Raw genomic sequence first — 26,266 nt, 5'->3', positions numbered from 1 at the left:
CCCGAGCGCCTAAACTCGCGGCCATGTCCCTGTCCGTTTCGCCCGCACTTTCCGCCTCACCACAGCCCGAACGCGTCGAGATCCAGCTCGGCGAGCGCAGCTATCCGATCCTGATCGGTGGCGGCTTGCTGGAAGACTCCGCAAGCTTCGGCGTTGTTCCCGCGGCTGCAAGTGCGCTGATTGTCAGCAACACCACCGTGGCGCCGCTCTACGCCCACGCGCTGCGCACCGTGCTGGCCAATCGCTTTCGCACGGTTCACCTGCTCGAACTGCCCGATGGCGAGGCGCACAAGAACCTCGAAACGCTGAACCTGATCTTCGACGCGCTGCTGGGCCACGGCAGCGACCGCAAGACGGTGCTGTTCGCGCTCGGCGGCGGCGTGGTGGGCGACATGACCGGTTTCGCCGCTGCCAGCTACATGCGCGGCGTGCCCTTCGTGCAGGTGCCGACCACGCTGCTGGCGCAGGTCGATTCGTCGGTGGGCGGCAAGACGGCCATCAACCACCCGCTGGGCAAGAACATGATCGGCGCGTTCTACCAGCCGCAGCTCGTGCTGTGCGACCTGAACACGTTGCAGACGCTGCCCCCGCGCGAACTAAGCGCCGGCTTGGCCGAGGTCATCAAATACGGCCCGATCTACGACATGGCCTTCTTCGACTGGATCGAGTCGAACATCGAAGCGCTGGTCGCGCGCGACCCGGCCGCGCTGGCCCACGCCGTCAAGCGCAGCTGCGAGATCAAGGCGCTGGTGGTCGGCCAGGACGAGCGCGAGACCGGCCTGCGCGCCATCCTCAATTTCGGCCACACCTTTGGCCATGCCATCGAGTCGGGCCTGGGCTACGGCGAATGGCTGCACGGCGAAGCCGTCGGCTGCGGCATGGTCATGGCGGCGCAGCTGTCGCAACGGCTGGGCGGCGTCGACGCGGCCTTCGTCGCGCGGCTCACGCGCCTGATCGAGCGTGCCGGCCTGCCCACCGTGGGGCCGGCGCTGGGCGCCGAGCGTTACCTCGAGTTGATGCGTGTCGACAAGAAATCGGAAGCCGGCGAGATCCGTTTCGTGGTGATCGACCGGCCCGGCTCCGCCGTCGTGCGCAGCGCGCCCGACGCGATGGTGCGCGACGTGCTCGCGCAGTGCTGCGCGGCATGAGCCTTGCGGCGTACGCCTGCCATCCCGCGCGCTCGCGCGGACGGCGCCACGCGGAGCCGCCCGCGCCCACGCGCGACGCCTTCCAGCGCGACCGCGACCGCATCGTTCATTCGACCGCCTTCCGTCGGCTGGTCTACAAGACCCAGGTCTTCCTGAACCACGAGGGCGACCTGTTCCGCACGCGGCTCACGCATTCGCTGGAAGTTGCGCAGCTGGGCCGTTCCATCGCGCGCGCGCTGCGCCTCAACGAGGACCTGGTCGAGGCGATCGCGCTGGCCCACGATCTCGGCCACACGCCTTTCGGCCACGCAGGCCAGGACGCGCTCAATGCCTGCATGGCCGAACACGGCGGCTTCGAGCACAACCTGCAGAGCCTGCGCGTGGTCGATGCGCTGGAGCACCGCTACCCGCAGTACGACGGCCTCAATCTCAGTTTCGAAACGCGCGAAGGCATCCTCAAGCATTGCTCGCGCGCCAACGCAGAACGCATCGAGGCCGCCGAGCCGCAAGGCGTGGCGCGCCGTTTCCTCGACCGCACGCAGCCGGGGCTGGAGGCGCAGCTGTGCAACCTGGCCGACGCCATTGCCTACAACGCGCACGACATCGATGACGGCGTACGCTCCGGCCTCATCAGCGTCGAGCAGTTGGCCGATGTGGAGCTGTTCGAGCGCTACCGCCGTGAGGCGCTGGCCGAGCATCCGCAGTTGCCGGGCCAGGGCCGGCGCGTGCTCTATGAAACCATCCGCCGCATGCTCAGCGCGCAGGTCTACGACGTGATCGACACGACGCGCGCGGCCATCGAGGCGCGGGGTCCCGTCGATGCCGACGCGGTGCGCCGCGCGCCGCCGCTGGTGGCCTTCAGCGGCGCCATGCAGGCGCAATCCGAAGCGCTCAAGCAGTTTCTCTTTCGCAATCTTTATCGCCATCCGCAGGTCACGCAGACCACCGACCAGGCGAGCGCGGTCGTGCGCGAACTGTTCGACGCGTACCTGGCGCGCGGCACGGAAATGCCCGCGTCATACGCCGAGCGCCACGACCGGCACCGCGCCGTGGCCGACTACATCGCCGGCATGACCGACCGCTTCGCCATGCGCGAGCATGAACGGCTGACCGGCCGGCGGGGGATCGCATGACGGCCGCCGTGCGCTCGAACAGCGCGTCGGCCCGCGTGCCCGTCGCCGCCTTCGCCGTCGTGCTGGGCGGCGTCAGCGCCGCGCTGCATTTGGGGAAGCTGCCACCCGCCGTACCGGCGTTGCAGGCGTCGCTGGGTATCGACCTGGTCGAGGCGGGCTTCCTGCTCTCGCTGGTCCAGGTCGCGAGCATGACGCTGGGCCTGCTGGCCGGGCTTGCGGCCGATTCCATCGGCCTGCGGCGCAGCATGCTCGTCGGGCTGGCGGTGCTGACGGCGGCCAGCCTGTTGGGCGGTGCCGTGGGCGCCGGTCTGCTGGGCGGATCGCACGCGGTGCTGTGGCTCTTCGTGCTGCGCGCGGCCGAAGGCATCGGCTTCCTGATGGCAGTGATGCCGGGCCCGGGACTCATCCGCGCACTGACACCGGCGGGCGCCGACAAGGCCGCGCTGGGCCTGTGGGGTGCCTACATGCCGCTCGGCGTGGCGCTGGCGCTGCTCATCGGCCCGGCCCTCATCGCCTGGGGCGGATGGGGCGACTGGTGGTGGACGCTGTCGCTGGTGTCGGCGGGGGCGGCCCTCTGGGTGTGGCTGTCGGTGCCGCGCGACCGGCCCCGCGCAGCCGGTGCAAGCCCACAGCCTGCATCGTCCGGCTGGGCGTCGCGGCTGCGTGAGACGGTCGGTGCGCGCGCGCCGTGGCTGATCGCGCTGACCTTTGCGGTGTACTCATCCCAGTGGATGGCCGTGATCGGTTTTCTTCCCGCCATCTATGCCGATGCGAAGGTGCCGGCCGCCTGGAGCGCGGTGCTGACCGCGCTGGCCGCGGCAATGAACATCGTCGGCAACCTCATGGGCGGCCGCTGGCTGCAACGTGGCGTGGCGCCCGAGCGCCTGCTGCAATGGGGATTTCTGACCATGGCGCTGGGCGGTGTCGCCGCCTTCGCGCAGGTGGGGCAGGGTGCCCAGGCGCTGGGCCTGCCGCCCGCGCTGCGCTATGCCGCGATCTGCGCTTTTTCGCTCGGCGGCGGCATGGTGCCGGCGACGCTGTTCCTGCTGGGCGTGCGGCTGGCGCCGGGGCCGAGCACCGTGTCGACCACGGTCGGCCTGATGCAGCAGGCGTCCTCGCTCGGCCAGTTCCTGGCGCCGCCCGCGGTGGCCTGGCTGGCGCACCGCGTCGGCGGCTGGCACTGGACCTGGGCCGCGACGCTGGCTTGCTCGCTCGCAGGCATGGCGGTCGCCGTGCGCCTCGGACGCATTCGGCAAGTCGCGGAGCCCACACCATGAGCGATCCAGCGATCGTCGAGGCCGCGCAAGCCGAAGCCGACACCCGCCGCTGGCTGGAGCGCGCCGTGATCGGCCTCAACCTGTGCCCCTTTGCCAAGGCGGTGCATGTGAAGGGCCAGATCCACTACACGACCTACCTCGACACCCACGAAGGCCGCCTGATCGACACGCTGCTGGCCGAAGCCCGCGCGCTTGTGGCGCTGGACGCCGAGGTGCGCGACACCACCTTGCTGATCGTCCCCCATGCCCTGGCGGACTTTCTCGACTTCAACGATTTCACGGAGCGCGCCGAGCGCAAGCTTTCTCGCGCGGGCTTCGACGGCGTGCTGCAACTCGCCAGCTTTCATCCGCACTTCCAGTTCGGCGGCACCGAGCCCGACGACATCAGCAACGCCACCAACCGCGCGCCATACCCCACGCTGCACCTGCTGCGCGAGGAAAGCATGGACCGCGCGGTCGAAGCCTTTCCGCAGGCCGAGGCGATCTTCGAGCGCAACATCGAGACGCTCGAAGCCCTGGGCCCGGCGGGCTGGACCGCGCTCGATGTGGGCCCGGGAAGCGCCACGCCCTGAACAACAAGAAGCAACAAGAACACCATGTCCCGTCCCGCGAAAGCGCACCCCACAAACAAGGCTGCGAAGGCCGAGGCCGAGCTGGCCGAAGTCCTGCGGCCGGGCCAGTCCGTCGAGCTCCTCAAGGAGCTGCACATCCTCACGCGCGAAGGCCGGCTCAACCAGGATTCGCGGCGCAAGCTCAAGCAGGTCTACCACCTGTTCCAGTTCATCGAGCAGCTGCTGCGCGAGCTGCCGGGCGAGGGCGCCGAGGCCACGCTGGCCGACCACGGGGCGGGCAAGTCGTACCTCGGCTTCATCATCTACGACCTGTTCTTCCGCGCGCGGCAGGGCGGCCATGTCTACGGCATCGAGACGCGCAGCGAGCTGGTCGAGCGCTCCCGCGCGCTGGCGCAGCAGCTGGGCTTCGGGCGCATGTCGTTCCTGAACCTCACCGTGGCCGAATCGGCGCAGGCGAGCGAACTGCCCGCGCAGATCGACGTGGTCACTGCGCTGCACGCCTGCGACACCGCCACCGATGACGCCATTGCCTTCGGCCTCGCCAAGAAGGCGCGCTGCATGGTGCTCGTGCCCTGCTGCCAGGCCGAGGTGGCGGCCTGCCTGCGCGAGACCAAAGCGCTGGCGCTGTCGCGCACGCCGCTGGCCGAACTCTGGCGCCATCCGCTGCACACGCGCGAAATCGGCAGCCAGCTCACCAACGTGCTGCGCTGCCTGTACCTGGAAGCCAACGGCTACAGCGTCACCGTGACCGAGCTCGTCGGCTGGGAGCACAGCATGAAGAACGAGCTGATCCTGGCGCGCTACACCGGCCAGCGCAAGGCGAGCGCGGCGACGCGGCTGCGCGAGCTGCTGGCGCAGTTCGGGCTCGACACGCTGGGCGACACGCGCTTCCGCCTCGCCGACTGAGCATCTGGACGGCGTCGTCCATCTCCACCATGGCCCGTCTCCCCCGTCTCACGCTGGCCGGCATGCCGCACCACGTGATCCAGCGCGGCAACAACCGCCAGCCGATATTCGTCGACCGTGCCGACCACGAGAAGCTGCTCGGCCTGCTGGCCGAGAACGCCACGCGCTTCGGCATCGCGCTGCACGCCTACGTGCTGATGGACAACCATTTCCACCTGCTGGCCACGCCGGACAGCACCACGGGCCTGCCGCAATTCATGCAGTCGGTCGGGCGCAGCTACGTGCGCTACTTCAACGACCGCCACGGCCGCAGCGGCACTTTGTGGGAAGGGCGCTACAGATCGACCCTGATCCAGACCGAGCGCTATTTGCTGACCTGCATGGCCTACATCGACCTGAACCCGGTGCGCGCCGGCATGGTCGCCGAGGCGCGCGACTTTCCCTGGTCCAGCCACGGCCACTACGCCGGCCTGCGGCAGGACCGGCTGCTGACCCCGCATCCGCTGTACTGGGAACTCGGCAACACGCCCTTCGCGCGGGAGGCGGCGTATGCCGAACTGGTGCGCGGCGGCGTCCGCGCGGCCGATCAGCAGGCCCTGACCGACGCCACCCTGCGCGGGTGGGCGGCCGGCGATGGTGACTTTTTGAACACGCTGCAGAAGTCCACCGAGCGCCGCGTCATCAAGGCCAAGGCCGGCCGGCCGCCGGCATCCTCCAAAGATCAAGACTGAAAACGGCCGGAAGCCGCATGCCTGTGACGCCTCGTGCTTTCATTTTTAATATGTCCCTAATTTAATTCTGACAAGAAAACTCAAGATTTAATAGGAATCTGACCCCAATTAAAGTGTTTGGCATTCTTTGTGCATCGCAATATGCTCCCTTTCCCTGCGAAAACTGAAGGAGCGCGCCATGACGACGGCTGCCGAGATTCAACACCTCCAAGAACACGGTCTGTATTCCGGTGCCGATGAGCACGATGCCTGCGGCGTCGGCTTCGTCGCCCATATCAAGGGTGAGAAAAGCCACGCCATCGTGTTGCAGGGCCTGAAGATCCTCGAGAACCTCGACCACCGCGGCGCCGTCGGCGCCGACAAGCTGATGGGCGACGGCGCCGGCATCCTGATCCAGTTGCCCGACCTGCTGTACCGCGAAGAAATGGCCAAGCAGGGCGTCACGCTGCCCCCGCCGGGCGAGTACGGCGTCGGCATGATCTTCCTGCCGAAGGAACACGCCTCGCGCGAAGCCTGCGAGCAGGAGATGGAACGCGCCATCAAGGCCGAAGGCCAGGTGCTGCTGGGCTGGCGCGACGTGCCGGTCAACCGCGACATGCCGATGTCGCCCACCGTGCGCGAAAAGGAACCGCTGCTGCGTCAGATCTTCATCGGCCGCGGCAACGACGTGATCGTGCAGGACGCGCTGGAGCGCAAGCTCTACGTGATCCGCAAGACCGCCAGCGCCAACATCCAGCGCCTGAAGCTCAAGCACAGCAAGGAATACTACGTTCCGAGCATGTCCAGCCGCACCGTGGTCTACAAGGGCCTGCTGCTGGCCGACCAGGTCGGTACCTATTACCTCGACCTGCAGGACAAGCGCTGCGTCTCGGCCCTGGGCCTCGTGCACCAGCGCTTCTCGACCAACACCTTCCCCGAGTGGCCGCTGGCCCACCCGTACCGCTATGTCGCGCACAACGGTGAAATCAACACGGTCAAGGGCAACTACAACTGGATGAAGGCGCGCGAAGGCGTGATGTCCTCGCCCGTGCTGGGCGCCGACCTGCAGAAGCTCTACCCGATCAGCTTCGCCGGCCAGTCCGACACCGCCACCTTCGACAACTGCCTCGAGCTGCTGACGATGGCCGGCTACCCCATCAGCCAGGCCGTGATGATGATGATTCCCGAACCCTGGGAACAGCACGCCACCATGGACCCGCGCCGCCGCGCGTTCTATGAGTACCACGCCGCCATGCTCGAGCCGTGGGACGGCCCGGCTTCCATCGTGTTCACCGACGGCCGCCAGATCGGCGCCACGCTCGACCGCAACGGCCTGCGTCCCTCGCGCTACTGCGTGACCGACGACGACCTGGTCATCATGGCGTCGGAATCGGGCGTGCTGCCCGTGCCCGAGCAGAAGATCGTGCGCAAGTGGCGCCTGCAGCCCGGCAAGATGTTCCTCATCGACCTGGAGCAGGGCCGCATGATCGACGACGAGGAGGTCAAGGCCACCCTCGCCAACAGCAAGCCCTACAAGCAGTGGATCGAGAACCTGCGCATCAAGCTCGACAGCGTCAAGGCCGAGCCGGCCGCGATCCCCGTGAGCCAGGTCGCGCTGCTCGACCGCCAGCAGGCCTTCGGCTACACCCAGGAAGACATCAAGTTCCTGATGAGCCCGATGGCGCAGGCCGGCGAAGAAGGCATCGGCTCCATGGGCAACGACAGCCCGCTGGCCGTGCTCTCCAGCAAAAACAAGCCGCTGTACAACTACTTCAAGCAGCTGTTCGCGCAGGTCACGAACCCGCCGATCGACCCGATCCGCGAAGCGATCGTGATGTCGCTGGTGTCCTTCATCGGCCCCAAGCCCAACCTGCTGGACATCAACCAGGTCAACCCGCCGATGCGGCTCGAAGTGAGCCAGCCCATTCTCGATTTCGCCGACATGGCGAAGCTGCGCGACATCGGCACCTACACGCAGGGCAAGTTCAAGAGCTACGTGCTCGACATCACCTACCCGCTGGGCTGGGGCGATGAGGGCGTCGAAGCCAAGCTGGCCTCGCTATGCGCCGAAGCGGTCGATGCCATCAAGGGCGGCCACAACATCCTGATCGTGAGCGACCGCGGCGTGGGCCCGACGCAAGTGGCGATCCCCGCCGTGCTGGCGCTGTCGGCCGTGCACCAGTACCTGGTCCGCGAAGGCCTGCGCACCACGGCCGGCCTCGTGGTCGAGACCGGTTCGGCGCGCGAAGTGCATCACTTCGGCGTGCTCGCCGGCTACGGCGCCGAAGCCGTGCACCCGTACCTCGCGATGGAAACGCTGGCGGCCATGCACGCTGACCTGCCGGGCGATCTGAGCGCCGACAAGGCGGTCTACAACTACGTCAAGGCCATCGGCAAGGGCCTGTCAAAGATCATGTCGAAGATGGGTGTCAGCACCTACATGAGCTACTGCGGCGCCCAGCTGTTCGAAGCCATCGGCCTGAACACCGAGACGGTGAACAAGTACTTCACCGGCACCGCCAGCCGCGTGGAAGGCATCGGCGTCTTCGAGATCGCCGAAGAAGCCATCCGCATGCACAAGGCCGCCTTCGGTGACGATCCGGTGCTCGCCAACATGCTCGACGCCGGCGGCGAATACGCCTGGCGCACGCGCGGCGAAGAGCACATGTGGACGCCCGATGCCATCGCCAAGCTGCAGCACAGCACGCGCTCCAACAACTGGAACACGTACAAGGAATACGCGCAGCTCATCAACGACCAGAACCGTCGCCACCTGACGCTGCGCGGTCTGTTCGAGTTCAAGATCGATCCGGCCAAGGCGATTCCGGTCGACGAGGTCGAGCCCGCGGCCGAGATCGTCAAGCGCTTCGCCACCGGCGCGATGTCGCTCGGCTCGATCAGCACCGAGGCGCACGCCACGCTCGCCATTGCCATGAACCGCATCGGCGGCAAGAGCAACACGGGCGAAGGCGGTGAAGACCCGGCGCGCTACCGCAACGAACTCAAGGGCATCCCGATCAAGCAGGGCGACACGCTCAAGAGCGTGATCGGCGCGGCCAACGTCGAGGTCGACCTGCCGCTGAACGACGGCGACTCGCTGCGTTCGCGCATCAAGCAGGTCGCGTCGGGCCGCTTCGGCGTCACCGCCGAGTACCTGCACTCGGCCGACCAGATCCAGATCAAGATGGCGCAAGGTGCCAAGCCGGGCGAGGGCGGCCAGCTCCCGGGCGGCAAGGTCACCGAGTACATCGGCAAGCAGCGTTATGCCGTGCCGGGCGTGGGCCTCATCTCGCCCCCGCCGCACCACGACATCTACTCGATCGAGGACCTGGCCCAGCTGATCCACGACCTGAAGAACACCGCGCCGCACGCCAGCATCAGCGTGAAGCTGGTGAGCGAAATCGGCGTGGGCACGATTGCGGCCGGCGTTGCCAAGTGCAAGAGCGACCACGTCGTGATCGCCGGCCATGACGGCGGCACGGGCGCCTCGCCCTGGTCGTCGATCAAGCACGCGGGCAGCCCGTGGGAAATCGGCCTGGCCGAAACGCAGCAGACGCTGGTGCTCAACCGCCTGCGCAGCCGCATCCGCGTGCAGGCCGACGGCCAGATGAAGACCGGCCGCGACGTCGCCATCGGCGCGCTGCTGGGCGCGGACGAATTCGGCTTCGCCACCGCGCCGCTGGTGGTCGAGGGCTGCATCATGATGCGCAAGTGCCACCTGAACACCTGCCCGGTGGGCGTGGCCACGCAGGACCCGATCCTGCGCAAGAAGTTCTCGGGCAAGCCCGAGCACGTCGTCAACTACTTCTTCTTCGTCGCCGAAGAAGTGCGCCAGATCATGGCCCAGCTGGGCATCCGCAAGTTCGACGACCTGATCGGTCGTGCCGACCTGCTCGACATGCGCAAGGGCATCGAGCACTGGAAGGCCTCGGGCCTGGATTTCAGCCGCCTGTTCGCGCTGCCGATCGTGCCGGCCGACGTGCCGCGCTTCCATGTCGAGAACCAGGATCACGGCCTCGAGCGCGCCCTGGACGTGAAGCTCATCGAGAAGTCGCGTCCCGCCATCGAAAAGGGCGAGAAGGTCCAGTTCATCGAGGTGGCGCGCAACGTCAACCGCTCGGTGGGTGCGATGCTCTCGGGCGCGTTGACCAAGGTGCATCCGCAGGGCCTGCCCGACGATTCGATCCGCATCCAGCTCGAAGGCACGGGCGGCCAGTCGTTCGGTGCCTTCCTGGCACGCGGCATCACGCTGTACCTGATTGGCGACGCCAACGACTACACCGGCAAGGGCCTCTCGGGCGGCCGCGTGGTGGTGCGTCCCAGCCTCGACTTCCGTGGCGAAGCCGCACGCAACACCATCGTCGGCAACACCGCGCTGTACGGCGCGACGACCGGCGAGGCCTACCTGTGCGGCGTGGCCGGCGAGCGTTTCGCGGTGCGCCTGTCGGGGGCCACGGCGGTCATCGAAGGCACCGGCGACCACGGTTGCGAATACATGACCGGCGGCACGGTCGCCGTGCTCGGCAAGACGGGCCGCAACTTCGCGGCCGGCATGAGCGGCGGCGTTGCCTTCGTCTACGACGAAGACGGCCAGTTTGCCTCGCGTTGCAACCTCTCGATGGTGTCGCTCGACAAGGTGCTGACCTCCGCCGAGCAGACCGCCAGCGTGCATCGCAAGATCTGGCACGGCGGCGAGACCGACGAAGCGCAACTCAAGAAGCTGCTCGAAGAGCACCACCGCTGGACCGGCAGCAAGCGCGCGCGCGAGCTGCTCGACAACTGGGCCGAGTCGCGCACCAAGTTCGTCAAGGTGTTCCCGAACGAGTACAAGCGCGCCCTGGCCGAACTGCACGACCGCCAGGTCGAGCTGGCCAGCAGCGGCAACAACGCCCACGTGGGCCTCGAGCCGCACGCACTGGCAGCGCCCGCCACGGCCGCCGTCTGAGCGCGCCATTGACACGAAGAACAGAGGACAGCACGATGGGAAAAATCACCGGCTTCATGGAGCATGAGCGTGTCGAAGAGGGCTACAAGCCCGTCGAAGAACGCGTCAAGCACTACAAGGAATTCGTTGTCGGCCTGGACACCGAGCAGGCCAAGGTGCAGGGCGCGCGCTGCATGGACTGCGGCACGCCGTTCTGCAACAGCGGTTGCCCGGTCAACAACATCATTCCGGACTTCAACGACCTCGTGTACCGCGACGACTGGCAGAACGCCTTCGCGGTGCTCGATTCGACCAACAACTTCCCCGAGTTCACCGGCCGCATCTGCCCCGCGCCCTGCGAGGCGGCCTGCGTGCTCAACGTGAACGACGACGCGGTCGGCATCAAGTCGCTGGAACACGCGATCATCGACCGGGCCTGGGACGAAGGCTGGGTCGCACCGCGCGTTGCCAAGCACAAGACCGGCAAGAAGGTCGCCGTGGTGGGCTCCGGCCCGGCCGGCATGGCCGCCGCGCAGCAGCTGGCGCGCGCCGGTCACGACGTCACGCTGTTCGAGAAGAACGACCGTGTCGGTGGCCTGCTGCGTTACGGCATTCCCGACTTCAAGATGGAGAAGTCGCACATCGACCGCCGCGTCGAGCAGATGAAGGCCGAGGGCGTGACCTTCCGCACCGGCGTGATGGTCGGTGCCGCCAAAGACCCGCTGGGCAAGGGCTCCAAGGTCACCAACCTTGCCAAGGAAACCGTCACGCCCGAGCAGCTGCAAAAAGACTTCGACGCCGTGGTCCTCACCGGCGGTGCCGAGCAGTCGCGCGACCTGCCCGCGCCGGGCCGCGACCTCGACGGCATCCACTTCGCGATGGAGTTCCTGCCGCAGCAGAACCGCGTCAACGCAGGCGACAAGGTCAAGGGCCAGCTGCGCGCCGACGGCAAGCACGTCATCGTGATCGGCGGCGGCGACACCGGCTCCGACTGCGTGGGCACCAGCAACCGCCACGGCGCCGTGAGCGTCACGCAGTTCGAATTGATGCCGCAGCCGCCCGAGGAAGAGAACCGCCCGCTGACCTGGCCCTACTGGCCGATCAAGCTGCGCACCAGCTCCAGCCACGAAGAAGGCTGCGAGCGCGAGTTCGCCATCTCGACCAAGGAGTTCATCGGCGACGGAAAGGATGGAAAGTCTGGCAAGGTCACCGGCCTGAAGACCGTGCGCGTCGAGTGGAAGGACGGCAAGATGCAGGAAGTGCCCGGCAGCGAGCAGATCCTGAAGGCCGACCTCGTCCTGCTGGCCATGGGCTTCATCAGCCCCGTGGCCACCGTGCTCGATGCGTTCGGCGTCGAGAAGGACGCCCGCGGCAACGCGCGCGCCACGGTTGACTTCATCGGCGGCTACGCGACCAATGTGCCCAAGGTATTCGCCGCTGGCGACATTCGCCGTGGACAGTCGCTGGTGGTGTGGGCAATCCGCGAAGGCCGGCAGGCTGCGCGCTCGGTGGATGAATTCTTGATGGGATTCAGCGACTTGCCGCGCTGATTTTTGTTTCAGGGAGGCGGCGCCGTTCGCTGCCCCGTTATCATCCGCGGAAACCGCATGCCGGGATGCCTCTCAAGGCGCCCGGCTTTTTTATTGTGATGGACCCAGCCACACCACCGTCTTCCTCCTTCGTCGAATTCCGCGATGTCTCGTTCGGCTACGGCGCGCGCGCGATCCTCGAGGGCGTGTCGTTTTCCGTGCCGCGAGGCAAGGTGACGGCGCTGATGGGCGCGTCGGGCGGCGGCAAGACCACCGTGCTGCGCCTGATCGGCGGCCAGCAGCGGGCGCAACGCGGCGAGGTGCTGTTCGACGGGCAAGACGTCGGCCGCTTCGATGCCGCCGCGCTGTATGCGGCCCGGCGCCGCATGGGCATGCTGTTCCAGTTCGGCGCGCTGTTCACCGACATCAGCGTGTTCGACAACGTGGCCTTTCCGCTGCGCGAGCACACGCAGCTGTCGGAAGCGCTGGTGCGCGACATCGTGCTCATGAAGCTTGATGCGGTCGGCCTGCGCGGCGCGCGCGACCTGATGCCCAGTGAGGTGTCGGGTGGCATGGCGCGGCGCGTGGCGCTGGCCCGTGCGATCGCGCTCGACCCCGACCTCGTCATGTACGACGAGCCTTTCGCGGGGCTCGACCCGATCTCGCTGGGCACGGCCGCGCGGCTGATCCGCCAGCTCAACGACGCGCTGGGCCTCACCAGCATCATCGTGTCGCACGACCTCGAAGAGACCTTCCGGATCGCGGACCACGTGATCGTCCTGGCCAACGGCGGCATCGCCGCGCAGGGACGGCCCGGGGAGGTGCGCGAAAGCGCCGATCCGCTGGTGCATCAATTCGTCAACGCGCTGCCTGATGGGCCGGTGCGATTCCACTACCCCGGTGTCAGCATCGAAGACGACTTCGGCAACGGCGAAGGAGGGCGCTCATGACCTGGTGGAAGCCCGCCGACGTCGGCTATGCGGTGCGCAGCCAATTGGCCGACATGGGCCATGCGGCCAAGCTGTTCCTGCGCCTGCTCGGCCCGGGCGCGCAGATCATGCGCCGCTTCGGGCTGGTGCGTGACCAGATCCATTTCCTGGGCAACTACTCGCTCGCGATCATCGGCGTGTCGGGCCTGTTCGTGGGCTTCGTGCTCGGGCTGCAGATGTACTACGCGCTGCAGCGCTACGGCTCGTCCGAAGCGCTCGGCCTGCTGGTGGCGCTGAGCCTCGTTCGTGAACTCGGTCCCGTGGTGGCCGCTTTGCTGTTCACCGGCCGTGCCGGTACTTCATTGACGGCCGAGATTGGTCTCATGAAGGCCAACGAGCAGTTGAGCGCCATGGAAATGATGGCGGTCGATCCGGTGCAGCGCATCCTCGCGCCACGCTTCTGGGCTGGCGTCATCACCATGCCGCTGCTGGCGGCCGTGTTCAGCGCGGTCGGCATCATGGGCGGCTATGTCGTGGGCGTGCTGATGCTGGGCGTCGACCCGGGCGCGTTCTGGGGCCAGATGCAGGGCGGCGTCGATGTCTGGCGCGACGTCGGCAACGGCGTCATCAAAAGCATCGTGTTCGGTTTCACCGTGACCTTCGTCGCGCTGCTGCAGGGCTTCGAGGCCCAGCCGACGCCCGAGGGCGTGTCGCGCGCCACCACGCGCACCGTGGTGATGGCGTCGCTGGCGGTCCTGGGGCTGGACTTCCTGCTTACCGCCATGATGTTCAGTATCTAAAAGGGGCCCCGGCTCCATCGTTCTAGACAGAGAGTGCAAACCATGCAACGTTCCAACAACGACATCTGGGTCGGCCTGTTCGTGCTGATCGGCGCCGCCGCCTTGCTGTTCCTGGCATTGCAGTCGGCCAACCTGCTGAGCCTGAACTTCCAGAAGACCTACACGGTCACTGCCCGTTTCGACAACATCGGCGGGCTCAAGCCCCAGACCGCGGTCAAGAGCGCTGGCGTCGTGGTCGGCCGTGTGGAATCCATCGCGTTCAACGACAAGGCCTTTCAGGCCGACGTGACGCTGGCGCTTCAAAACCGTTACAGTTTTCCCAAGGACAGCTCGCTCAAGATCCTGACCAGTGGCCTGCTCGGCGAGCAGTACATCGGCATCGAGGCGGGCGCCGAGGAAAAGAACCTGCAAGCCGGCGACACCATTACCTCGACCCAGTCGGCCGTGGTGCTGGAGAACCTGATCAGCCAGTTCCTGTACAGCAAGGCGGCTGACACGCCGTCCGGAACAGCCAGTAAGAAATGAAAACACGCGTGAATTTGTGGCCAGCTACAAAAAATGTAGCAAAAAAGAGCCGTTGGGTGGGAGCCCTTGCCATTCTGTCCGTGGCTGCAGGTTGTGCCTCCGGGCCGCAGGCGAACCCGGCAGACCCGTTCGAGCCGTTCAACCGCGGCGTGACGCGCTTCAATGAAACCGTCGACGAGGCGGTGCTCGTGCCCGCAGCGACGGCCTATCAGCGCGTTCTGCCGTCGATGGTGCGCACCGGCGTGACCAACTTCTTCAGCAATCTCGGCGATGTGTGGAGCTTTGCCAACAGCGTGGCCCAGTTGAAGTTGCAGAACAGTGCGGAAACCTTCATGCGCCTCAACGTCAACACCTTCTTCGGGCTCGGCGGCCTGCTCGACGTCGCCACCGAGGCGGGCATCGATCGCCATGAGGAAGATTTCGGCCAGACGCTCGGGCGCTGGGGCGTCGGCCCTGGCCCGTATGTCGTGCTGCCGTTGCTGGGCCCGTCGACGCTGCGCGACACCGCGGCGCTGCCCGTGGACCGCGCCGGGAGTGTCGTGGGCAGCATGAACGACGTGGCCTGGCGCAATTCGCTGTCGGTGCTGGATGCAGTGGACACCCGGTCGCGCTACCTGCGCGCGGGCCGCCTGCTCGACGACGCCGCGCTCGACAAGTACACCTTTGCACGCGACGCTTTCCTGCAGCATCGTCGCAACGCCGTTTACGACGGCAATCCGCCGGACCAGGACGACGACAGCGGCAAGTGATCGGGGCCGGAGCAGGCGGCGATGCGTTCGCCCGCTTGCATCCGGTTGCAGGCTTCACCTGCGAGACAGGAACCCGGTCGGCGAACGACCGCTCGAACCCGTTCATGCAGAAGGCCAGCCTTTGCGGCGGTGCCTGCATCCGTGTTTCGCAGATTTTCAAACTTGATCGAGGGACTCACATGAACATCAAGACCTTGCAACGACGTGACGTGGGCCGCCTCGTGCTGGCCGGTGCCTTGCTGATGGGCGCCACCGTGGCTTTCATTCAGCCCGCGCGGGCCGCCGACGAGGCGCCGGATGCGCTCGTCAAACGCCTGTCGACCGATGTACTGGAAACCATCAAGGCCGACACGTCCATCAAGTCGGGTGACGTCAACAAGATCATGTTGCTGGTCGACAGCAAGATCATGCCCAACGTCAATTTCCAGCGCATGACCGCCTCGGCCGTCGGCCCGGCATGGCGCCAAGCCACGCCCGAGCAGCAGAAGAAGCTGCAGGACGAGTTCAAGACCTTGTTGGTGCGCACCTATGCCGGCGCGCTGGACCAGGTGAGCGACCAGACCGTCACGGTCCGCCCGTTCCGCGGTTCGCCGGATGACAAGGAAGTGCTGGTCCGTACGGAGGTCAAGGGCCGCGGCGATCCGGTGCAACTGGACTACCGCCTCGAAAAGACGCCGGGCCAGGGCGCCGGCTGGAAGGTCTACAACCTGAATGTGCTGGGCGTGTGGCTGGTCGATACCTACCGCACCCAGTTTGCCCAGGAAATCAACAAGAACGGCATCGATGGCCTGATTACGGCCCTCGCCGCGCGCAACAAGGGCAACGTCAAGGGCTGACGGGCGCACGCCATGCTCGTCCTTCCTTCCCGGCTCACCCACGACGAGGCCCCGGCATGCATGCGCATGCTGCAGCAGGGGCTCAAGGGCCAGTCCGGCTCGACCTCCACCGTGGTCGATGCCACGCCGCTGGCCCAGTTCGATTCCTCCGCGCTGGCCGTGCTGCTCGAGTGTCGGCGTGAGTCGAGCGCGCTGGGCCGCAGCTTTTCCGTCAAGGGACTCTCCCCGCGCCTGCGCGAACTGGCTGCCCTGTACGGCATTGCAGGCCTTTTGCCCGCGGCGCCCTGAAAAAGTAACGGCCCCGTAAAATCGCGGGCTCCCATGCCCGCGATCTCATTCCAGTCGGTCTCCAAGACCTATCCTCCCTCCCGTCAGCAACGCGCCCAAGGCAAGCAGGGGCTGCGTGCGGTCGACGAGGTTTCCTTCCAGATCGAGCCGGGCGAGTTCTTCGGCCTGCTCGGCCCCAACGGCGCGGGCAAGACCACCCTCATCAGCATGCTCGCGGGCCTGTCGCGGCCCACGGCGGGCGCGATCAGCGTGCACGGCTTCGACGTGCAGCGCGACTACGCCGAAGCCCGGCGCCAGCTCGGCATCGTGCCGCAGGAGCTGGTGTTCGACCCCTTCTTCAACGTGCGCGAGTCGCTGCGCATCCAGTCGGGCTACTTCGGTATCAAGAACAACGAAGCCTGGATCGACGAGTTGCTGCAGAGCCTGGGCCTGGCCGACAAGGCCACGGCCAACATGCGCCAGCTCTCGGGCGGCATGAAGCGCCGCGTGCTGGTGGCGCAGGCGTTGGTGCACAAGCCGCCCGTCATCGTGCTCGACGAGCCCACCGCCGGCGTCGACGTCGAGCTGCGCCAGACGCTCTGGCAGTTCGTGGCCCGGCTCAACAAGCAGGGCAGCACCGTGCTGCTGACCACCCATTACCTCGAAGAGGCCGAGGCCCTGTGCAGCCGCATCGCGATGCTCAAGCTCGGCAAGGTGATTGCGCTGGACCGCACCAGCGAGCTGCTGAAGTCGGCCGCGAGCAACGTGCTGCGCTTCAAGACCGACGCCATGCTGCCCTGGGCGATCGCGCAGCACGCGCGCATCACTGGGCGCATCGTGCAGTTGCCGGCGCAGAACGCGCACGAAGTCGAACAACTGCTGGCCGCGATCCGCGAAGCCGGCGTCGCGGTGGAAGACGTGGAAATGCGCAAGGCCGACCTGGAAGACGTGTTCATCGACCTGATGGCGGGCGAGCAGACGCCGCTGGAGGTGTCGCGATGATGGCTGTTACGGGTTGGCGCGCGCTTCTGTACAAGGAAACGCTGCGCTTCTGGAAGGTCGGCTTCCAGACCGTCGGCGCGCCGGTGCTCACCGCGCTGCTGTACCTCATGGTGTTCGGCCACGTGCTCGAGGGCCGCGTGACGGTCTACGGCACCGTGGGCTACACCGCCTTCCTGATCCCCGGCCTCGTGATGATGAGCGTGCTGCAGAACGCGTTCGCAAACAGCTCGTCCTCGATTATCCAGAGCAAGATCATGGGCAACCTCGTGTTCGTGCTGCTCACGCCGCTGTCGCACTGGGGCTGGTTCTTCGCCTACGTGGGCTCCTCGGTGATCCGCGGGCTGGCGGTGGGCGTGGGCGTGTTCGCCGTAACCCTCTTCTTCACCGTGCCGAGCTTCGTGGCGCCGGTGTGGATCGTGGTGTTCGCGCTGCTGGGCTCGGCCATGCTGGGCACGCTGGGCCTCATCGCCGGGCTGTGGGCCGAGAAGTTCGACCAGATGGCCGTGTTCCAGAACTTCCTGATCATGCCCATGACCTTCCTGTCGGGCGTGTTCTATTCGATCGGTTCGCTGCCGCCTTTCTGGCAGAGCGTGAGCCACCTGAACCCCTTCTTCTACATGATCGACGGTTTCCGCTACGGCTTTTTCGGGGTGAGCGATGCCTCGCCCTGGCTGAGCTTCGGCATCGTCGGTTCCGCCTGGCTGGCGGTGAGCGCGATTGCCGTTCACCTCCTGCGCATCGGCTACAAAATCCGCGGCTGACCGCGACTTCCAAGATCCCATGACCGCTGACGAACTCCAGACCATCATCGCTGCCCATCTCCCGTGCGAGCACATCACGCTCGAGGGCGACGGCCGACATTGGTACGCGACCATCGTCTCGGCCGAGTTCGAGGGCAAGCGCGCCATCCAGCGCCACCAGCGGGTCTACGCCACCCTCGGTGCGAAAATGCACACCGACGAGGTGCATGCGCTCTCGATGAAGACCTACACGCCGGCCGAATGGGCCGCCGTGGACAAATGACTTTCTGGCCCCTGCGGGCCTCCTGATTTCGCTGGATCCTTCATGGACAAACTTCTGATTCGCGGCGGGCGAGAGCTTCGCGGCGAAGTGCTCATTTCCGGCGCCAAGAACGCCGCGCTGCCCGAGCTGTGCGCAGCGCTGCTGACCGACCAGCCCGTGGTGCTGCACAACGTGCCGCGCCTGCAGGATGTGTCGACCATGCTCAAGCTGGTGCGCAACATGGGCGTGACGGCCGAGCGCGACGACAACGGCACGGTGCGCCTGAACGCCGGCGAGCTCGGCAATCCCGAGGCCCCTTACGAACTCGTGAAGACCATGCGCGCGTCGGTGCTGGCGCTGGGCCCGCTGCTGGCGCGCTTCGGCCACGCCAAGGTCTCGCTGCCCGGCGGCTGCGCCATCGGCTCGCGGCCGGTCGACCAGCACATCAAGGGCCTGCAGGCGATGGGCGCCGAGATTCTGGTCGAGCACGGCTACATGGTCGCGCGCCTGCCCGAGGGCCGCACGCGGCTGAAGGGCGCACGCATCCTGACCGACATGGTCACCGTCACCGGCACCGAGAACTTCCTCATGGCCGCCGCGTTGGCCGAGGGCGAGACGCTGCTCGAGAACGCTGCGCAAGAGCCCGAGATCGTCGACTTGGCGGAGATGCTGATCCGCATGGGCGCGAAGATCGAAGGCCACGGCACCAGCCACATCCGCATCCAGGGCGTCGAGAAGCTGAACGGCTGCGAGCACGCCGTGGTGGCTGACCGCATCGAGGCCGGCACCTTCCTGTGCGCCGTGGCGGCCACGGGCGGCGAGGCTTTCCTGCGCCATGCGCGAGGCGACCACCTCGATGCCGTGATCGACAAGCTGCGCGACGCCGGCTGCACCGTCGCGGCCGAGCCCGACGGCATCCGCATCGGCTCGCAAGGCCCGGCCTACGACCATCTGAAGGCGCAGAGCTTCAGCACCACCGAATATCCCGGCTTCCCGACCGACATGCAGGCCCAGTTCATGGCGCTGAACGTGATCGCGCGCGGTGCCTCGATGGTCACCGAGACCATCTTCGAGAACCGCTTCATGCACGTGAACGAGATGGTGCGCCTGGGCGCGCGCATCCACGTCGAGGGCAAGGTCGCGATGGTCGAGGGCGTTCAGCAGCTCTCGGGCGCCACCGTGATGGCCACTGACCTGCGCGCTTCCGCCAGCCTCGTCATCGCCGGCCTGGTGGCCGACGGCGAGACACTGATCGACCGCATCTACCACCTCGACCGAGGCTATGACCGAATGGAATCGAAACTGCGCGGCCTTGGCGCCGACATCGAACGCGTGACGGGAGCCGCCGCATGATCACCCTGGCCCTTTCCAAAGGCCGCATCTTCGAAGAGACGATGCCCCTGCTGGCCGCCGCCGGCATCGAGGTCACCGAAGACCCCGAGAAGTCGCGCAAGCTCATCCTCGAAACCACCCGCCCCGACGTGCGCGTGGTGCTGGTGCGCGCCTCCGATGTGCCGACCTACGTGCAGTACGGCGGCGCCGACCTGGGCGTGACCGGCCTGGACGTGCTGCTCGAAAACGGCAACCAGGGCATGTACCAGCCACTGGATCTGCGCATCGCAGCCTGCCGCCTGAGCGTGGCGGTGCGCAACGACTACGACTACGCCTCGGCCGTGAAGCAGGGCTCGCGCCTGCGCGTGGCGACCAAGTACGTGGGCCTGGCGCGCGACTTCTTCGCCAGCAAGGGCGTGCACGTCGACCTGATCAAGCTCTACGGCAGCATGGAGCTGGCGCCGCTCACGGGCCTGGCCGACGCCATCGTCGACCTGGTCTCGACCGGCAACACGCTCAAGGCCAACCACCTCGTCGAGGTGGAGCGCATCATGGACATCAGCGCACGGCTGGTCGTCAACCAGGCCGCGCTCAAGCTCAAGCGCGAACCCATCCGCCGCATCATCGACGCCTTCGCGTCTGCCATTCCCTCCGCCTGAACCTCACGCACATGACTCTGCAAGCAGCCCCCGCCCGACTGTCCACGAACTCAGCCAGCTTCGACGCTGAATTCAAGGCGCGGCTGCATTGGTCCGCGGACGCGGATGCCGCCATCGAAAAGGTGGTGGCCGACATCCTCGCCGACGTGCAAAAGCGCGGCGACGAGGCGGTGCTCGAGTACACGAACCGCTTCGACAAACTCGATGCGAAGACGCTGCCCGAGCTGGAGCTGACCCAGGCCGAACTGAAGGCCGCCTTCGAAGCGCTGCCGGCCGTGCAACGCGACGCGCTCGAAGCCGCCGCGCGCCGCGTGCGCAGCTACCACGAGGCGCAGAAGAAAGCGTCGGGCGAAAGCTGGAGCTACCGCGACGCCGACGGCACGCTGCTCGGCCAGAAGGTCACGCCGCTGGATCGCGTCGGCATCTACGTGCCGGGCGGCAAGGCCGCCTACCCGTCGAGCGTGCTGATGAACGCCATTCCCGCGCACGTCGCGGGCGTGGGCGAAATCATCATGGTCGTGCCCACGCCGAAGGGCGAGAAGAACCAGCTCGTGCTCGCCGCCGCCTACGTGGCCGGCGTGACGCGCGGCTTCACCATCGGCGGCGCTCAGGCTGTGGCCGCACTGGCCTACGGCACCGCCACGATCCCGGCGGTCGACAAGATCACCGGCCCCGGCAACGCCTACGTGGCCGCCGCCAAGCGCCGCGTGTTCGGCACCGTGGGCATCGACATGATCGCGGGCCCGAGCGAGATCCTGGTGCTGGCCGACGGCTCCACGCCGCCCGACTGGGTGGCCATGGACCTGTTCAGCCAGGCCGAGCACGACGAACTGGCCCAGAGCATCCTGCTGTGCCCCGACGCCGCCTACATCGACCGCGTGCAGGCCGAGATCGACCGCCTGCTGCCGACCATGCCGCGCGCGGACATCATTGCTGCATCGCTCAATGGCCGCGGCGCGCTGATCCACACGAAGAGCATGGAAGAGGCCTGCGAGATCAGCAACCGCATCGCACCCGAACACCTGGAAGTGAGCAGCAGCGAACCGCACCGCTGGGAGCCGCTGCTGCGCCACGCCGGCGCGATCTTCCTGGGCAACTTCACGAGCGAGAGCCTGGGCGATTACTGCGCCGGCCCGAACCACGTGCTGCCGACCAGCGGCACGGCGCGCTTCTCGAGCCCCTTGGGCGTCTACGACTTCCAGAAGCGCTCCAGCCTCATCGAAGTGAGCGAGGCCGGCGCCCAGGTGCTGGGCCCGATCGCGGTCACGCTGGCCGAAGGCGAGGGCCTGCAGGCCCACGCCGAAGCCGCGCGGATGCGCCTGCGTAAGATCTGAGGCTCCAAGAACCCCGCTTCAGGGAGGAGCACGCCAGATGATTCAACGCCTCTATCGTTCGCGATTTTTCCGCTTCGCCACTGGCCTCGTTGCCGGCGCCGCCTTGCTGGCCGCCTGCACCCAGATGCCGCAGAACCGCGCCGAGACGACGGCGATGGCGGCCACGTCCAGTGCTGCAAAGCCCGCACCGGCGCCGGCCCAGCTCGGCACGCAATGGGGCGAAGGCATCGAGTCGAAGACCCGCACGGTGGCTGCCAAGCGCCTGTCCGACCAGCCCGACGACGTGGCCTCGATCGGCTACAACGACGCGGCCAGCGTGCGCCGCGACGCGGGCAGCAACCCCGAGCGCCGGCTCAACCTGCAGCTGGCCCAGGGCGACATCGAATGGTCGGTGCTCGACGAAAACGACCGCCCGCTGCCGCTGCAGCGCGCACGTCGAAGCGGCAATGACATGTTCCGCCTCGCCGGCGTCGAAGGCGCGCGCTACACGCTGCGCTTTCGCAACCTCAGCGACCGCAGCTACGAAGTGATCGCCACCGTCGACGGCCTGGACGTGCTCAACGGCAAGCCCGGCAGCCTGCGCAACGGTGGCTACGTGCTGCGCCCGCAGCAGACCCTGAACATCGAGGGCTTCCGCAAGAGCCAGAGCGAAGTGGCTGCCTTCCGTTTCGCCGCGCCGGGCCGCGCCTACGCCGCGAACACCGAGGCCGGTGACGTGCGCAACATCGGCGTGATCGGCGCCGCGCTGTTCGAGCTCGAAGAGCCGAATGCACCGCGACGCAACCGCCGCGACGCCTCGCCTTCGCAGCCCAGCGCGTTCCCGGCCGACGGCGCGTATGCGCCGCCGCCGCGCTACCGAAAGTAAGCAGCGAGCCATGCAACGCGCTGCCGTCCTGCTGTTGCCGCGCCTGCCGGCGCTGCTGCTCGCCCTGGCGGCCGGTGCGGTCGGCGTCAGTGCGCAGGCGATGAGCATCCGTGAGCTGCGCACGCTCGAAGCCAACGAGAAGGATGGCAAGGCCTACGCCAGCTACTACCTCGTCGGCGTGCTCGAAGGCCTGCGCGAGGGCGTCGAATCGTCGCAACGCAACGGCCAGGTGCCGCCGTTCTGCATCGAGGGCCGCCGCCTCGAACCCTCGATGGCCCGCTCGCTCTACCAGACCGAGCTGAGCCGCAACGCCGACAGCTACGAAGCCGACATGCCCGTGCAACTGGTCATGGCCGGCGCCCTCCGCAACAGCTACCGCTGCACCCGATGACCGTTTCCGATTCTTCCGCCTCCGACACCCGTTTGCCGCTCGACCGCATCCGCGCCGACGTGCGCGCCATGCACGCCTACGCGGTGCAGGACGCGCGCGGCTTCCTCAAGCTCGACGCGATGGAGAACCCCTACGGCCTGCCGCCCGCGCTGCAGACCGAACTGGGGGCGCGGTTGGGCGCGTTGGCGCTCAACCGCTACCCCGGCGACCGCGGCGCCGACCTGCAGCGCGCGCTGGCCACGCACGCGGGCCTGCCCGAAGGCTTCGGGCTGATGCTGGGCAACGGCTCGGACGAACTGATCTCGCTGCTCGGCATCGCCTGCGACCAGCCCGGCGCCGCCGTGCTCGCGCCCGTGCCCGGCTTCGTCATGTACGCCATGAGCGCCCAGCTGCAGGGCCTGCGCTTCGTCGGCGTGCCGCTCACGGCCGACTTAGAACTCGACGAGGCCGCCATGCTGGCCGCCATCGCGCGCGAGAAGCCCGCCATCGTCTACCTCGCCTACCCGAACAATCCGACCGCCAACCTCTGGGACGACGCCGTCATCGAGAAGATCGTGCAGGCCCAGGGCGCGCAGGGTGGCCTGGTGGTGATCGACGAGGCCTACCAGCCCTTCGCCGCCCGCAGCTACATCGACCGGCTCGCGAAGCACCGCCACGTGCTGCTGATGCGCACGCTGAGCAAGTTCGGCCTGGCCGGCATCCGCCTGGGCTACCTCATGGGCCCCGCCGCGCTGGTCGCCGAGATCGACAAGGTGCGTCCGCCCTACAACATCAGCGTGCTCAATTGCGAAGCCGCGTTGTTCGCGCTGGAGCACGCCGAAGTGTTCGAAACCCAGGCGCGCCAGATCCGCGAAGGGCGCGACCAGCTCATGGCCGCGCTGGCCCGGCTGCCGGGCGTGAAGACCTGGCCCAGCGACGCCAACATGATCCTGCTGCGCGTGCCCGATGCCACCCAGACCTTCGAGGGCATGAAGGCCCGCGGGGTGCTGGTGAAGAACGTTTCTAAAATGCATGAACTGCTCGCCAACTGCCTGCGCCTCACCGTCGGAACGGCCGACGAGAACGCGAAGATGCTGGCGGCGCTCGAAGCCTCACTATGACCACCCCCACGACCCCGGGCAGCACCGATCGCATCGCGACGGTCTCCCGCAACACCGCCGAGACGAAGATCACGGTCAGCGTCAACCTCGACGGCACCGGCAAGGCCAAGCTCTCCACGGGCATCGGCTTTTTTGACCACATGCTCGACCAGATCGCCCGCCACGGGCTGATCGACCTGGACATCGACTGCGAGGGCGACCTGCACATCGACGGCCACCACACCGTGGAAGACGTGGGCATCACGCTCGGCCAGGCCGTGGCCCAGGCCATTGGCGACAAGAAGGGCATCCGCCGTTACGGCCATGCCTACGTGCCGCTGGACGAAGCGCTCAGCCGCGTCGTCATCGACTTTTCGGGCCGCCCGGGCCTCGTGATGCACGTGCCCTTCACCAGCGGAATGATCGGCACCTTCGACAGCCAGCTCACCTACGAGTTCTTCCAGGGCTTCGTGAACCACGCCTTCGTCACGCTGCACATCGACAACCTGAAGGGCGTGAACGCGCACCACCAGTGCGAGACGGTGTTCAAGGCCTTCGCCCGCGCCATGCGCGGCGCGCTGGAGCTCGATCCGCGCTCCGTCGGCGTCATTCCCTCGACCAAGGGCTCGCTCTGACCTCCGTCCGCGAACAGCTATGAAATCTGTAGCAGTCAATTCCGTCGCCGTCGTCGACTACGGCATGGGCAACCTGCACTCCGTGTCGCAGGCGGTGCGCCATGCGGCCGACCAGGTGGGCGTGGAGGTGTTCGTCACCTCCGACCCGGACGTGGTGCGCAAGGCCACCCGCGTGGTGCTGCCGGGGCAGGGCGCCATGCCCGACTGCATGCGCGAGCTGCGCGACTCGGGCCTGCAGGAGTCGGTGCTCGAGGCCGCGGCCAACAAGCCGCTCTTCGGCGTGTGCGTGGGCATGCAGATGCTGCTGTCGCGCAGCGACGAAGGCCCGACCGATGGCCTGGGGCTCATTGCCGGCGAGGTCATCAAGTTCGACCTGGCCGGGCGCCTGCAGCCCGACGGCAGCCGCTTCAAGGTGCCGCAGATGGGCTGGAACCAGGTGCGCCAGGCCCAGCCGCACGCGGTATGGGCGGGCATTCCCGACCAGAGCTACTTCTATTTCGTGCACAGCTTCTACGCGCGTCCGGCCGATGCCCGGCACAGCGTAGGCGAGGCGGATTACGGGGCATGCTTTACCGCTGCCATCGCACGCGATAACATTTTTGCCACCCAGTTCCACCCGGAGAAGAGTGCGGACCACGGGCTGCAGCTATATCGCAACTTCCTCCACTGGACTCCCTGAACCCTTTTTCCCGACCGGGCCGAACCCTTCATAGCCCGGCTTTCGCGCACTCGCGTCACTTCCATGCTCCTCATTCCCGCCATTGATCTCAAAGACGGCCACTGCGTTCGCCTCAAGCAGGGCGACATGGACCAATCCACGGTCTTCAGCGAAGACCCCGCCGCCATGGCCCGCAAATGGGTCGAGGCCGGCGCGCGCCGGCTGCACCTGGTCGACCTGAATGGCGCCTTTGCCGGCAAGCCGCAGAACCATGCGGCCATCAAGGCGATCCTGAAGGAAGTCGGCGAGGACATCCCCGTGCAGCTCGGCGGCGGCATCCGCGACCTCGACACCATCGAGCGCTACATCGACGACGGCCTGCGCTACGTGATCATCGGCACCGCCGCGGTCAAGAACCCCGGCTTCCTGAAGGACGCCTGCAGCGCCTTCGGCGGCCACATCATCGTGGGCCTGGACGCCAAGGACGGCAAGGTCGCCACCGACGGCTGGAGCAAGCTCACGGGCCACGAGGTGGCCGACCTGGGCAAGAAGTTCGAGGACTACGGCGTCGAGTCGATCATTTACACCGACATCGGCCGCGACGGCATGCTCTCGGGCATCAACATCGACGCCACCGTCAAGCTCGCGCAGGCGCTGACCATCCCGGTCATCGCTTCGGGCGGCCTGTCGAACATGGCCGACATCGACCAGCTCTGCGCGGTCGAGCCCGAGGGCGTCGAAGGCGTGATCTGCGGTCGCGCCATCTACTCGGGCGACCTCGACTTTGCCGCAGCGCAAGCCCGCGCGGACGAGCTGGCCGGCGCCTGACGCTTTTTCCGTAGCGGCGCGTGCTCTGCGCGCTCGCCATTGCCAATTGCCGCTCGCTGCGCCGCCTGGCACCAGTGGTGCTCGAAAAGCGCTTCGTCAAGACCCGCATCGCGAACCTCGACCTGAGCGAGATTCCGCGTTGGGAGTGGCCGACGCGGTAAAGAAAAGGGCAGGCG

Annotated in this window: 27 protein-coding genes; all 27 read left to right on the top strand. The window is 67.1% G+C overall.

Translation table 11 applies throughout. The annotated features are described in order from the left end of the window. Positions 1 to 23 precede the first annotated feature (23 nt). The 27 genes from aroB (at position 24) to ASD34_RS27400 (ending at position 26,251) form a co-directional block, all read left to right on the top strand. Positions 24 to 1,148, top strand: a complete 1,125-nt coding sequence (gene aroB / locus ASD34_RS03580) for a 3-dehydroquinate synthase (protein ID WP_056572796.1) — start codon at positions 24 to 26, stop codon at positions 1,146 to 1,148. After that, the gene (locus tag ASD34_RS03575) at positions 1,145 to 2,281 is read left to right on the top strand and encodes a deoxyguanosinetriphosphate triphosphohydrolase (RefSeq protein ID WP_056573234.1); all 1,137 of its coding nucleotides are present in this window, start codon (positions 1,145 to 1,147) and stop codon (positions 2,279 to 2,281) included. The genes aroB and ASD34_RS03575 overlap by 4 nt, the downstream gene beginning before the upstream one ends. Further along, positions 2,278 to 3,558: a CynX/NimT family MFS transporter gene (locus ASD34_RS03570; RefSeq protein ID WP_056572793.1), complete on the top strand. Its 1,281-nt coding sequence runs from the start codon at positions 2,278 to 2,280 to the stop codon at positions 3,556 to 3,558. Before ASD34_RS03575 ends, ASD34_RS03570 begins: the two co-directional genes overlap by 4 nt. Next, positions 3,555 to 4,130, top strand: a complete 576-nt coding sequence (locus ASD34_RS03565) for a DUF1415 domain-containing protein (protein WP_056572789.1) — start codon at positions 3,555 to 3,557, stop codon at positions 4,128 to 4,130. The genes ASD34_RS03570 and ASD34_RS03565 overlap by 4 nt, the downstream gene beginning before the upstream one ends. A gap of 24 nt (positions 4,131 to 4,154) precedes the next feature. After that, the gene (locus tag ASD34_RS03560; protein ID WP_056572786.1) at positions 4,155 to 5,036 is read left to right on the top strand and encodes a class I SAM-dependent methyltransferase; all 882 of its coding nucleotides are present in this window, start codon (positions 4,155 to 4,157) and stop codon (positions 5,034 to 5,036) included. 29 nt (positions 5,037 to 5,065) lie between these two features. After that, complete coding sequence (locus tag ASD34_RS03555; RefSeq protein ID WP_056572783.1) at positions 5,066 to 5,767, top strand: transposase; 702 nt, start codon at positions 5,066 to 5,068, stop codon at positions 5,765 to 5,767. Positions 5,768 to 5,945: 178 nt separating this feature from the next. Next, positions 5,946 to 10,691 carry a glutamate synthase-related protein gene (locus tag ASD34_RS03550; RefSeq protein WP_056572780.1) on the top strand — a complete coding sequence of 1,582 codons (4,746 nt, stop codon included), beginning with the start codon at positions 5,946 to 5,948 and terminating at the stop codon, positions 10,689 to 10,691. Between the two features lie 35 nt (positions 10,692 to 10,726). Beyond that, positions 10,727 to 12,220 carry a glutamate synthase subunit beta gene (locus ASD34_RS03545; protein WP_056572778.1) on the top strand — a complete coding sequence of 498 codons (1,494 nt, stop codon included), beginning with the start codon at positions 10,727 to 10,729 and terminating at the stop codon, positions 12,218 to 12,220. A gap of 65 nt (positions 12,221 to 12,285) precedes the next feature. Next, the gene (locus ASD34_RS03540) at positions 12,286 to 13,149 is read left to right on the top strand and encodes an ABC transporter ATP-binding protein (protein WP_056572774.1); all 864 of its coding nucleotides are present in this window, start codon (positions 12,286 to 12,288) and stop codon (positions 13,147 to 13,149) included. Continuing rightward, positions 13,146 to 13,928, top strand: coding sequence for a lipid asymmetry maintenance ABC transporter permease subunit MlaE (gene mlaE / locus ASD34_RS03535; RefSeq protein ID WP_056572772.1), 783 nt, complete (start codon positions 13,146 to 13,148; stop codon positions 13,926 to 13,928). The genes ASD34_RS03540 and mlaE overlap by 4 nt, the downstream gene beginning before the upstream one ends. A 42-nt stretch (positions 13,929 to 13,970) precedes the next feature. Next, positions 13,971 to 14,453: an outer membrane lipid asymmetry maintenance protein MlaD gene (mlaD, locus tag ASD34_RS03530; protein ID WP_056572769.1), complete on the top strand. Its 483-nt coding sequence runs from the start codon at positions 13,971 to 13,973 to the stop codon at positions 14,451 to 14,453. Beyond that, entirely contained in the window at positions 14,450 to 15,202 is a 753-nt protein-coding gene (locus ASD34_RS03525; RefSeq protein WP_056572768.1) for a VacJ family lipoprotein, read from the top strand. Before mlaD ends, ASD34_RS03525 begins: the two co-directional genes overlap by 4 nt. Positions 15,203 to 15,381: 179 nt before the next feature. Then, positions 15,382 to 16,038, top strand: a complete 657-nt coding sequence (locus tag ASD34_RS03520) for a phospholipid-binding protein MlaC (protein ID WP_056572765.1) — start codon at positions 15,382 to 15,384, stop codon at positions 16,036 to 16,038. 12 nt (positions 16,039 to 16,050) lie between these two features. Then, entirely contained in the window at positions 16,051 to 16,326 is a 276-nt protein-coding gene (locus ASD34_RS03515; RefSeq protein ID WP_056572763.1) for a lipid asymmetry maintenance protein MlaB, read from the top strand. Positions 16,327 to 16,359: 33 nt separating this feature from the next. Further along, positions 16,360 to 17,307 (top strand): ABC transporter ATP-binding protein, encoded by a 948-nt coding sequence (locus ASD34_RS03510; protein WP_056572761.1) that lies wholly within the window; start codon positions 16,360 to 16,362, stop codon positions 17,305 to 17,307. Continuing rightward, positions 17,304 to 18,068, top strand: coding sequence for an ABC transporter permease (locus ASD34_RS03505; protein ID WP_056572759.1), 765 nt, complete (start codon positions 17,304 to 17,306; stop codon positions 18,066 to 18,068). Before ASD34_RS03510 ends, ASD34_RS03505 begins: the two co-directional genes overlap by 4 nt. A gap of 19 nt (positions 18,069 to 18,087) precedes the next feature. Next, complete coding sequence (locus ASD34_RS03500) at positions 18,088 to 18,330, top strand: BolA family protein (protein WP_056572757.1); 243 nt, start codon at positions 18,088 to 18,090, stop codon at positions 18,328 to 18,330. A 42-nt stretch (positions 18,331 to 18,372) separates the two neighbouring features. Beyond that, positions 18,373 to 19,662, top strand: a complete 1,290-nt coding sequence (gene murA / locus ASD34_RS03495) for a UDP-N-acetylglucosamine 1-carboxyvinyltransferase (protein ID WP_056572755.1) — start codon at positions 18,373 to 18,375, stop codon at positions 19,660 to 19,662. Then, a complete protein-coding gene (hisG, locus tag ASD34_RS03490; RefSeq protein WP_056572753.1) occupies positions 19,659 to 20,300 on the top strand; it encodes an ATP phosphoribosyltransferase in 642 nt (213 codons plus the stop codon). The genes murA and hisG overlap by 4 nt, the downstream gene beginning before the upstream one ends. Positions 20,301 to 20,311: 11 nt before the next feature. Beyond that, positions 20,312 to 21,634, top strand: a complete 1,323-nt coding sequence (gene hisD, locus ASD34_RS03485; RefSeq protein ID WP_056572752.1) for a histidinol dehydrogenase — start codon at positions 20,312 to 20,314, stop codon at positions 21,632 to 21,634. 37 nt (positions 21,635 to 21,671) lie between these two features. Beyond that, positions 21,672 to 22,499, top strand: coding sequence for a hypothetical protein (locus tag ASD34_RS03480; RefSeq protein ID WP_056572750.1), 828 nt, complete (start codon positions 21,672 to 21,674; stop codon positions 22,497 to 22,499). 10 nt (positions 22,500 to 22,509) lie between these two features. Continuing rightward, positions 22,510 to 22,890, top strand: coding sequence for a hypothetical protein (locus tag ASD34_RS03475; RefSeq protein WP_056572748.1), 381 nt, complete (start codon positions 22,510 to 22,512; stop codon positions 22,888 to 22,890). Continuing rightward, positions 22,887 to 23,990, top strand: a complete 1,104-nt coding sequence (hisC, locus tag ASD34_RS03470; RefSeq protein WP_056572746.1) for a histidinol-phosphate transaminase — start codon at positions 22,887 to 22,889, stop codon at positions 23,988 to 23,990. Before ASD34_RS03475 ends, hisC begins: the two co-directional genes overlap by 4 nt. Continuing rightward, positions 23,987 to 24,604, top strand: a complete 618-nt coding sequence (hisB, locus tag ASD34_RS03465) for an imidazoleglycerol-phosphate dehydratase HisB (protein ID WP_056572744.1) — start codon at positions 23,987 to 23,989, stop codon at positions 24,602 to 24,604. The genes hisC and hisB overlap by 4 nt, the downstream gene beginning before the upstream one ends. A 19-nt stretch (positions 24,605 to 24,623) precedes the next feature. Then, positions 24,624 to 25,283, top strand: a complete 660-nt coding sequence (hisH, locus tag ASD34_RS03460; protein ID WP_056572742.1) for an imidazole glycerol phosphate synthase subunit HisH — start codon at positions 24,624 to 24,626, stop codon at positions 25,281 to 25,283. 63 nt (positions 25,284 to 25,346) lie between these two features. After that, positions 25,347 to 26,090: a 1-(5-phosphoribosyl)-5-[(5-phosphoribosylamino)methylideneamino]imidazole-4-carboxamide isomerase gene (gene hisA / locus ASD34_RS03455; protein WP_056572740.1), complete on the top strand. Its 744-nt coding sequence runs from the start codon at positions 25,347 to 25,349 to the stop codon at positions 26,088 to 26,090. Between the two features lie 20 nt (positions 26,091 to 26,110). Next, on the top strand, positions 26,111 to 26,251 hold the full coding sequence (locus tag ASD34_RS27400) for a hypothetical protein (protein ID WP_157609617.1): 141 nt from the start codon (positions 26,111 to 26,113) through the stop codon (positions 26,249 to 26,251). Positions 26,252 to 26,266 lie beyond the last annotated feature (15 nt).

This window comes from Variovorax sp. Root473, from assembly GCF_001426505.1.
GTDB lineage: Bacteria > Pseudomonadota > Gammaproteobacteria > Burkholderiales > Burkholderiaceae_C > Variovorax.
Note: the sequence above shows the minus strand (reverse complement) of the source record. Positions and strands in the feature narration are given on the sequence as shown.

Excerpts from the sequence above, each read along its gene's own strand:
- ASD34_RS03550 (WP_056572780.1), top strand. The coding sequence starts at position 5,946 with ATGACGACGGCTGCCGAGATTCAACACCTCCAAGAACACGGTCTGTAT.
- hisB (WP_056572744.1), top strand. The coding sequence starts at position 23,987 with ATGACCACCCCCACGACCCCGGGCAGCACCGATCGCATCGCGACGGTC.
- hisA (WP_056572740.1), top strand. The coding sequence starts at position 25,347 with ATGCTCCTCATTCCCGCCATTGATCTCAAAGACGGCCACTGCGTTCGC.
- ASD34_RS03565 (WP_056572789.1), top strand. The coding sequence starts at position 3,555 with ATGAGCGATCCAGCGATCGTCGAGGCCGCGCAAGCCGAAGCCGACACC.
- ASD34_RS03540 (WP_056572774.1), top strand. The coding sequence starts at position 12,286 with ATGCCTCTCAAGGCGCCCGGCTTTTTTATTGTGATGGACCCAGCCACA.
- ASD34_RS03505 (WP_056572759.1), top strand. The coding sequence starts at position 17,304 with ATGATGGCTGTTACGGGTTGGCGCGCGCTTCTGTACAAGGAAACGCTG.
- hisH (WP_056572742.1), top strand. The coding sequence starts at position 24,624 with ATGAAATCTGTAGCAGTCAATTCCGTCGCCGTCGTCGACTACGGCATG.
- ASD34_RS03520 (WP_056572765.1), top strand. The coding sequence starts at position 15,382 with ATGAACATCAAGACCTTGCAACGACGTGACGTGGGCCGCCTCGTGCTG.
- ASD34_RS03545 (WP_056572778.1), top strand. The coding sequence starts at position 10,727 with ATGGGAAAAATCACCGGCTTCATGGAGCATGAGCGTGTCGAAGAGGGC.
- aroB (WP_056572796.1), top strand. The coding sequence starts at position 24 with ATGTCCCTGTCCGTTTCGCCCGCACTTTCCGCCTCACCACAGCCCGAA.
- mlaD (WP_056572769.1), top strand. The coding sequence starts at position 13,971 with ATGCAACGTTCCAACAACGACATCTGGGTCGGCCTGTTCGTGCTGATC.
- ASD34_RS03555 (WP_056572783.1), top strand. The coding sequence starts at position 5,066 with ATGGCCCGTCTCCCCCGTCTCACGCTGGCCGGCATGCCGCACCACGTG.
- murA (WP_056572755.1), top strand. The coding sequence starts at position 18,373 with ATGGACAAACTTCTGATTCGCGGCGGGCGAGAGCTTCGCGGCGAAGTG.
- ASD34_RS03560 (WP_056572786.1), top strand. The coding sequence starts at position 4,155 with ATGTCCCGTCCCGCGAAAGCGCACCCCACAAACAAGGCTGCGAAGGCC.
- hisG (WP_056572753.1), top strand. The coding sequence starts at position 19,659 with ATGATCACCCTGGCCCTTTCCAAAGGCCGCATCTTCGAAGAGACGATG.
- ASD34_RS03575 (WP_056573234.1), top strand. The coding sequence starts at position 1,145 with ATGAGCCTTGCGGCGTACGCCTGCCATCCCGCGCGCTCGCGCGGACGG.
- ASD34_RS03510 (WP_056572761.1), top strand. The coding sequence starts at position 16,360 with ATGCCCGCGATCTCATTCCAGTCGGTCTCCAAGACCTATCCTCCCTCC.
- ASD34_RS03525 (WP_056572768.1), top strand. The coding sequence starts at position 14,450 with ATGAAAACACGCGTGAATTTGTGGCCAGCTACAAAAAATGTAGCAAAA.
- ASD34_RS03475 (WP_056572748.1), top strand. The coding sequence starts at position 22,510 with ATGCAACGCGCTGCCGTCCTGCTGTTGCCGCGCCTGCCGGCGCTGCTG.
- hisD (WP_056572752.1), top strand. The coding sequence starts at position 20,312 with ATGACTCTGCAAGCAGCCCCCGCCCGACTGTCCACGAACTCAGCCAGC.
- ASD34_RS03480 (WP_056572750.1), top strand. The coding sequence starts at position 21,672 with ATGATTCAACGCCTCTATCGTTCGCGATTTTTCCGCTTCGCCACTGGC.
- ASD34_RS03515 (WP_056572763.1), top strand. The coding sequence starts at position 16,051 with ATGCTCGTCCTTCCTTCCCGGCTCACCCACGACGAGGCCCCGGCATGC.
- ASD34_RS03570 (WP_056572793.1), top strand. The coding sequence starts at position 2,278 with ATGACGGCCGCCGTGCGCTCGAACAGCGCGTCGGCCCGCGTGCCCGTC.
- hisC (WP_056572746.1), top strand. The coding sequence starts at position 22,887 with ATGACCGTTTCCGATTCTTCCGCCTCCGACACCCGTTTGCCGCTCGAC.
- mlaE (WP_056572772.1), top strand. The coding sequence starts at position 13,146 with ATGACCTGGTGGAAGCCCGCCGACGTCGGCTATGCGGTGCGCAGCCAA.
- ASD34_RS03500 (WP_056572757.1), top strand. The coding sequence starts at position 18,088 with ATGACCGCTGACGAACTCCAGACCATCATCGCTGCCCATCTCCCGTGC.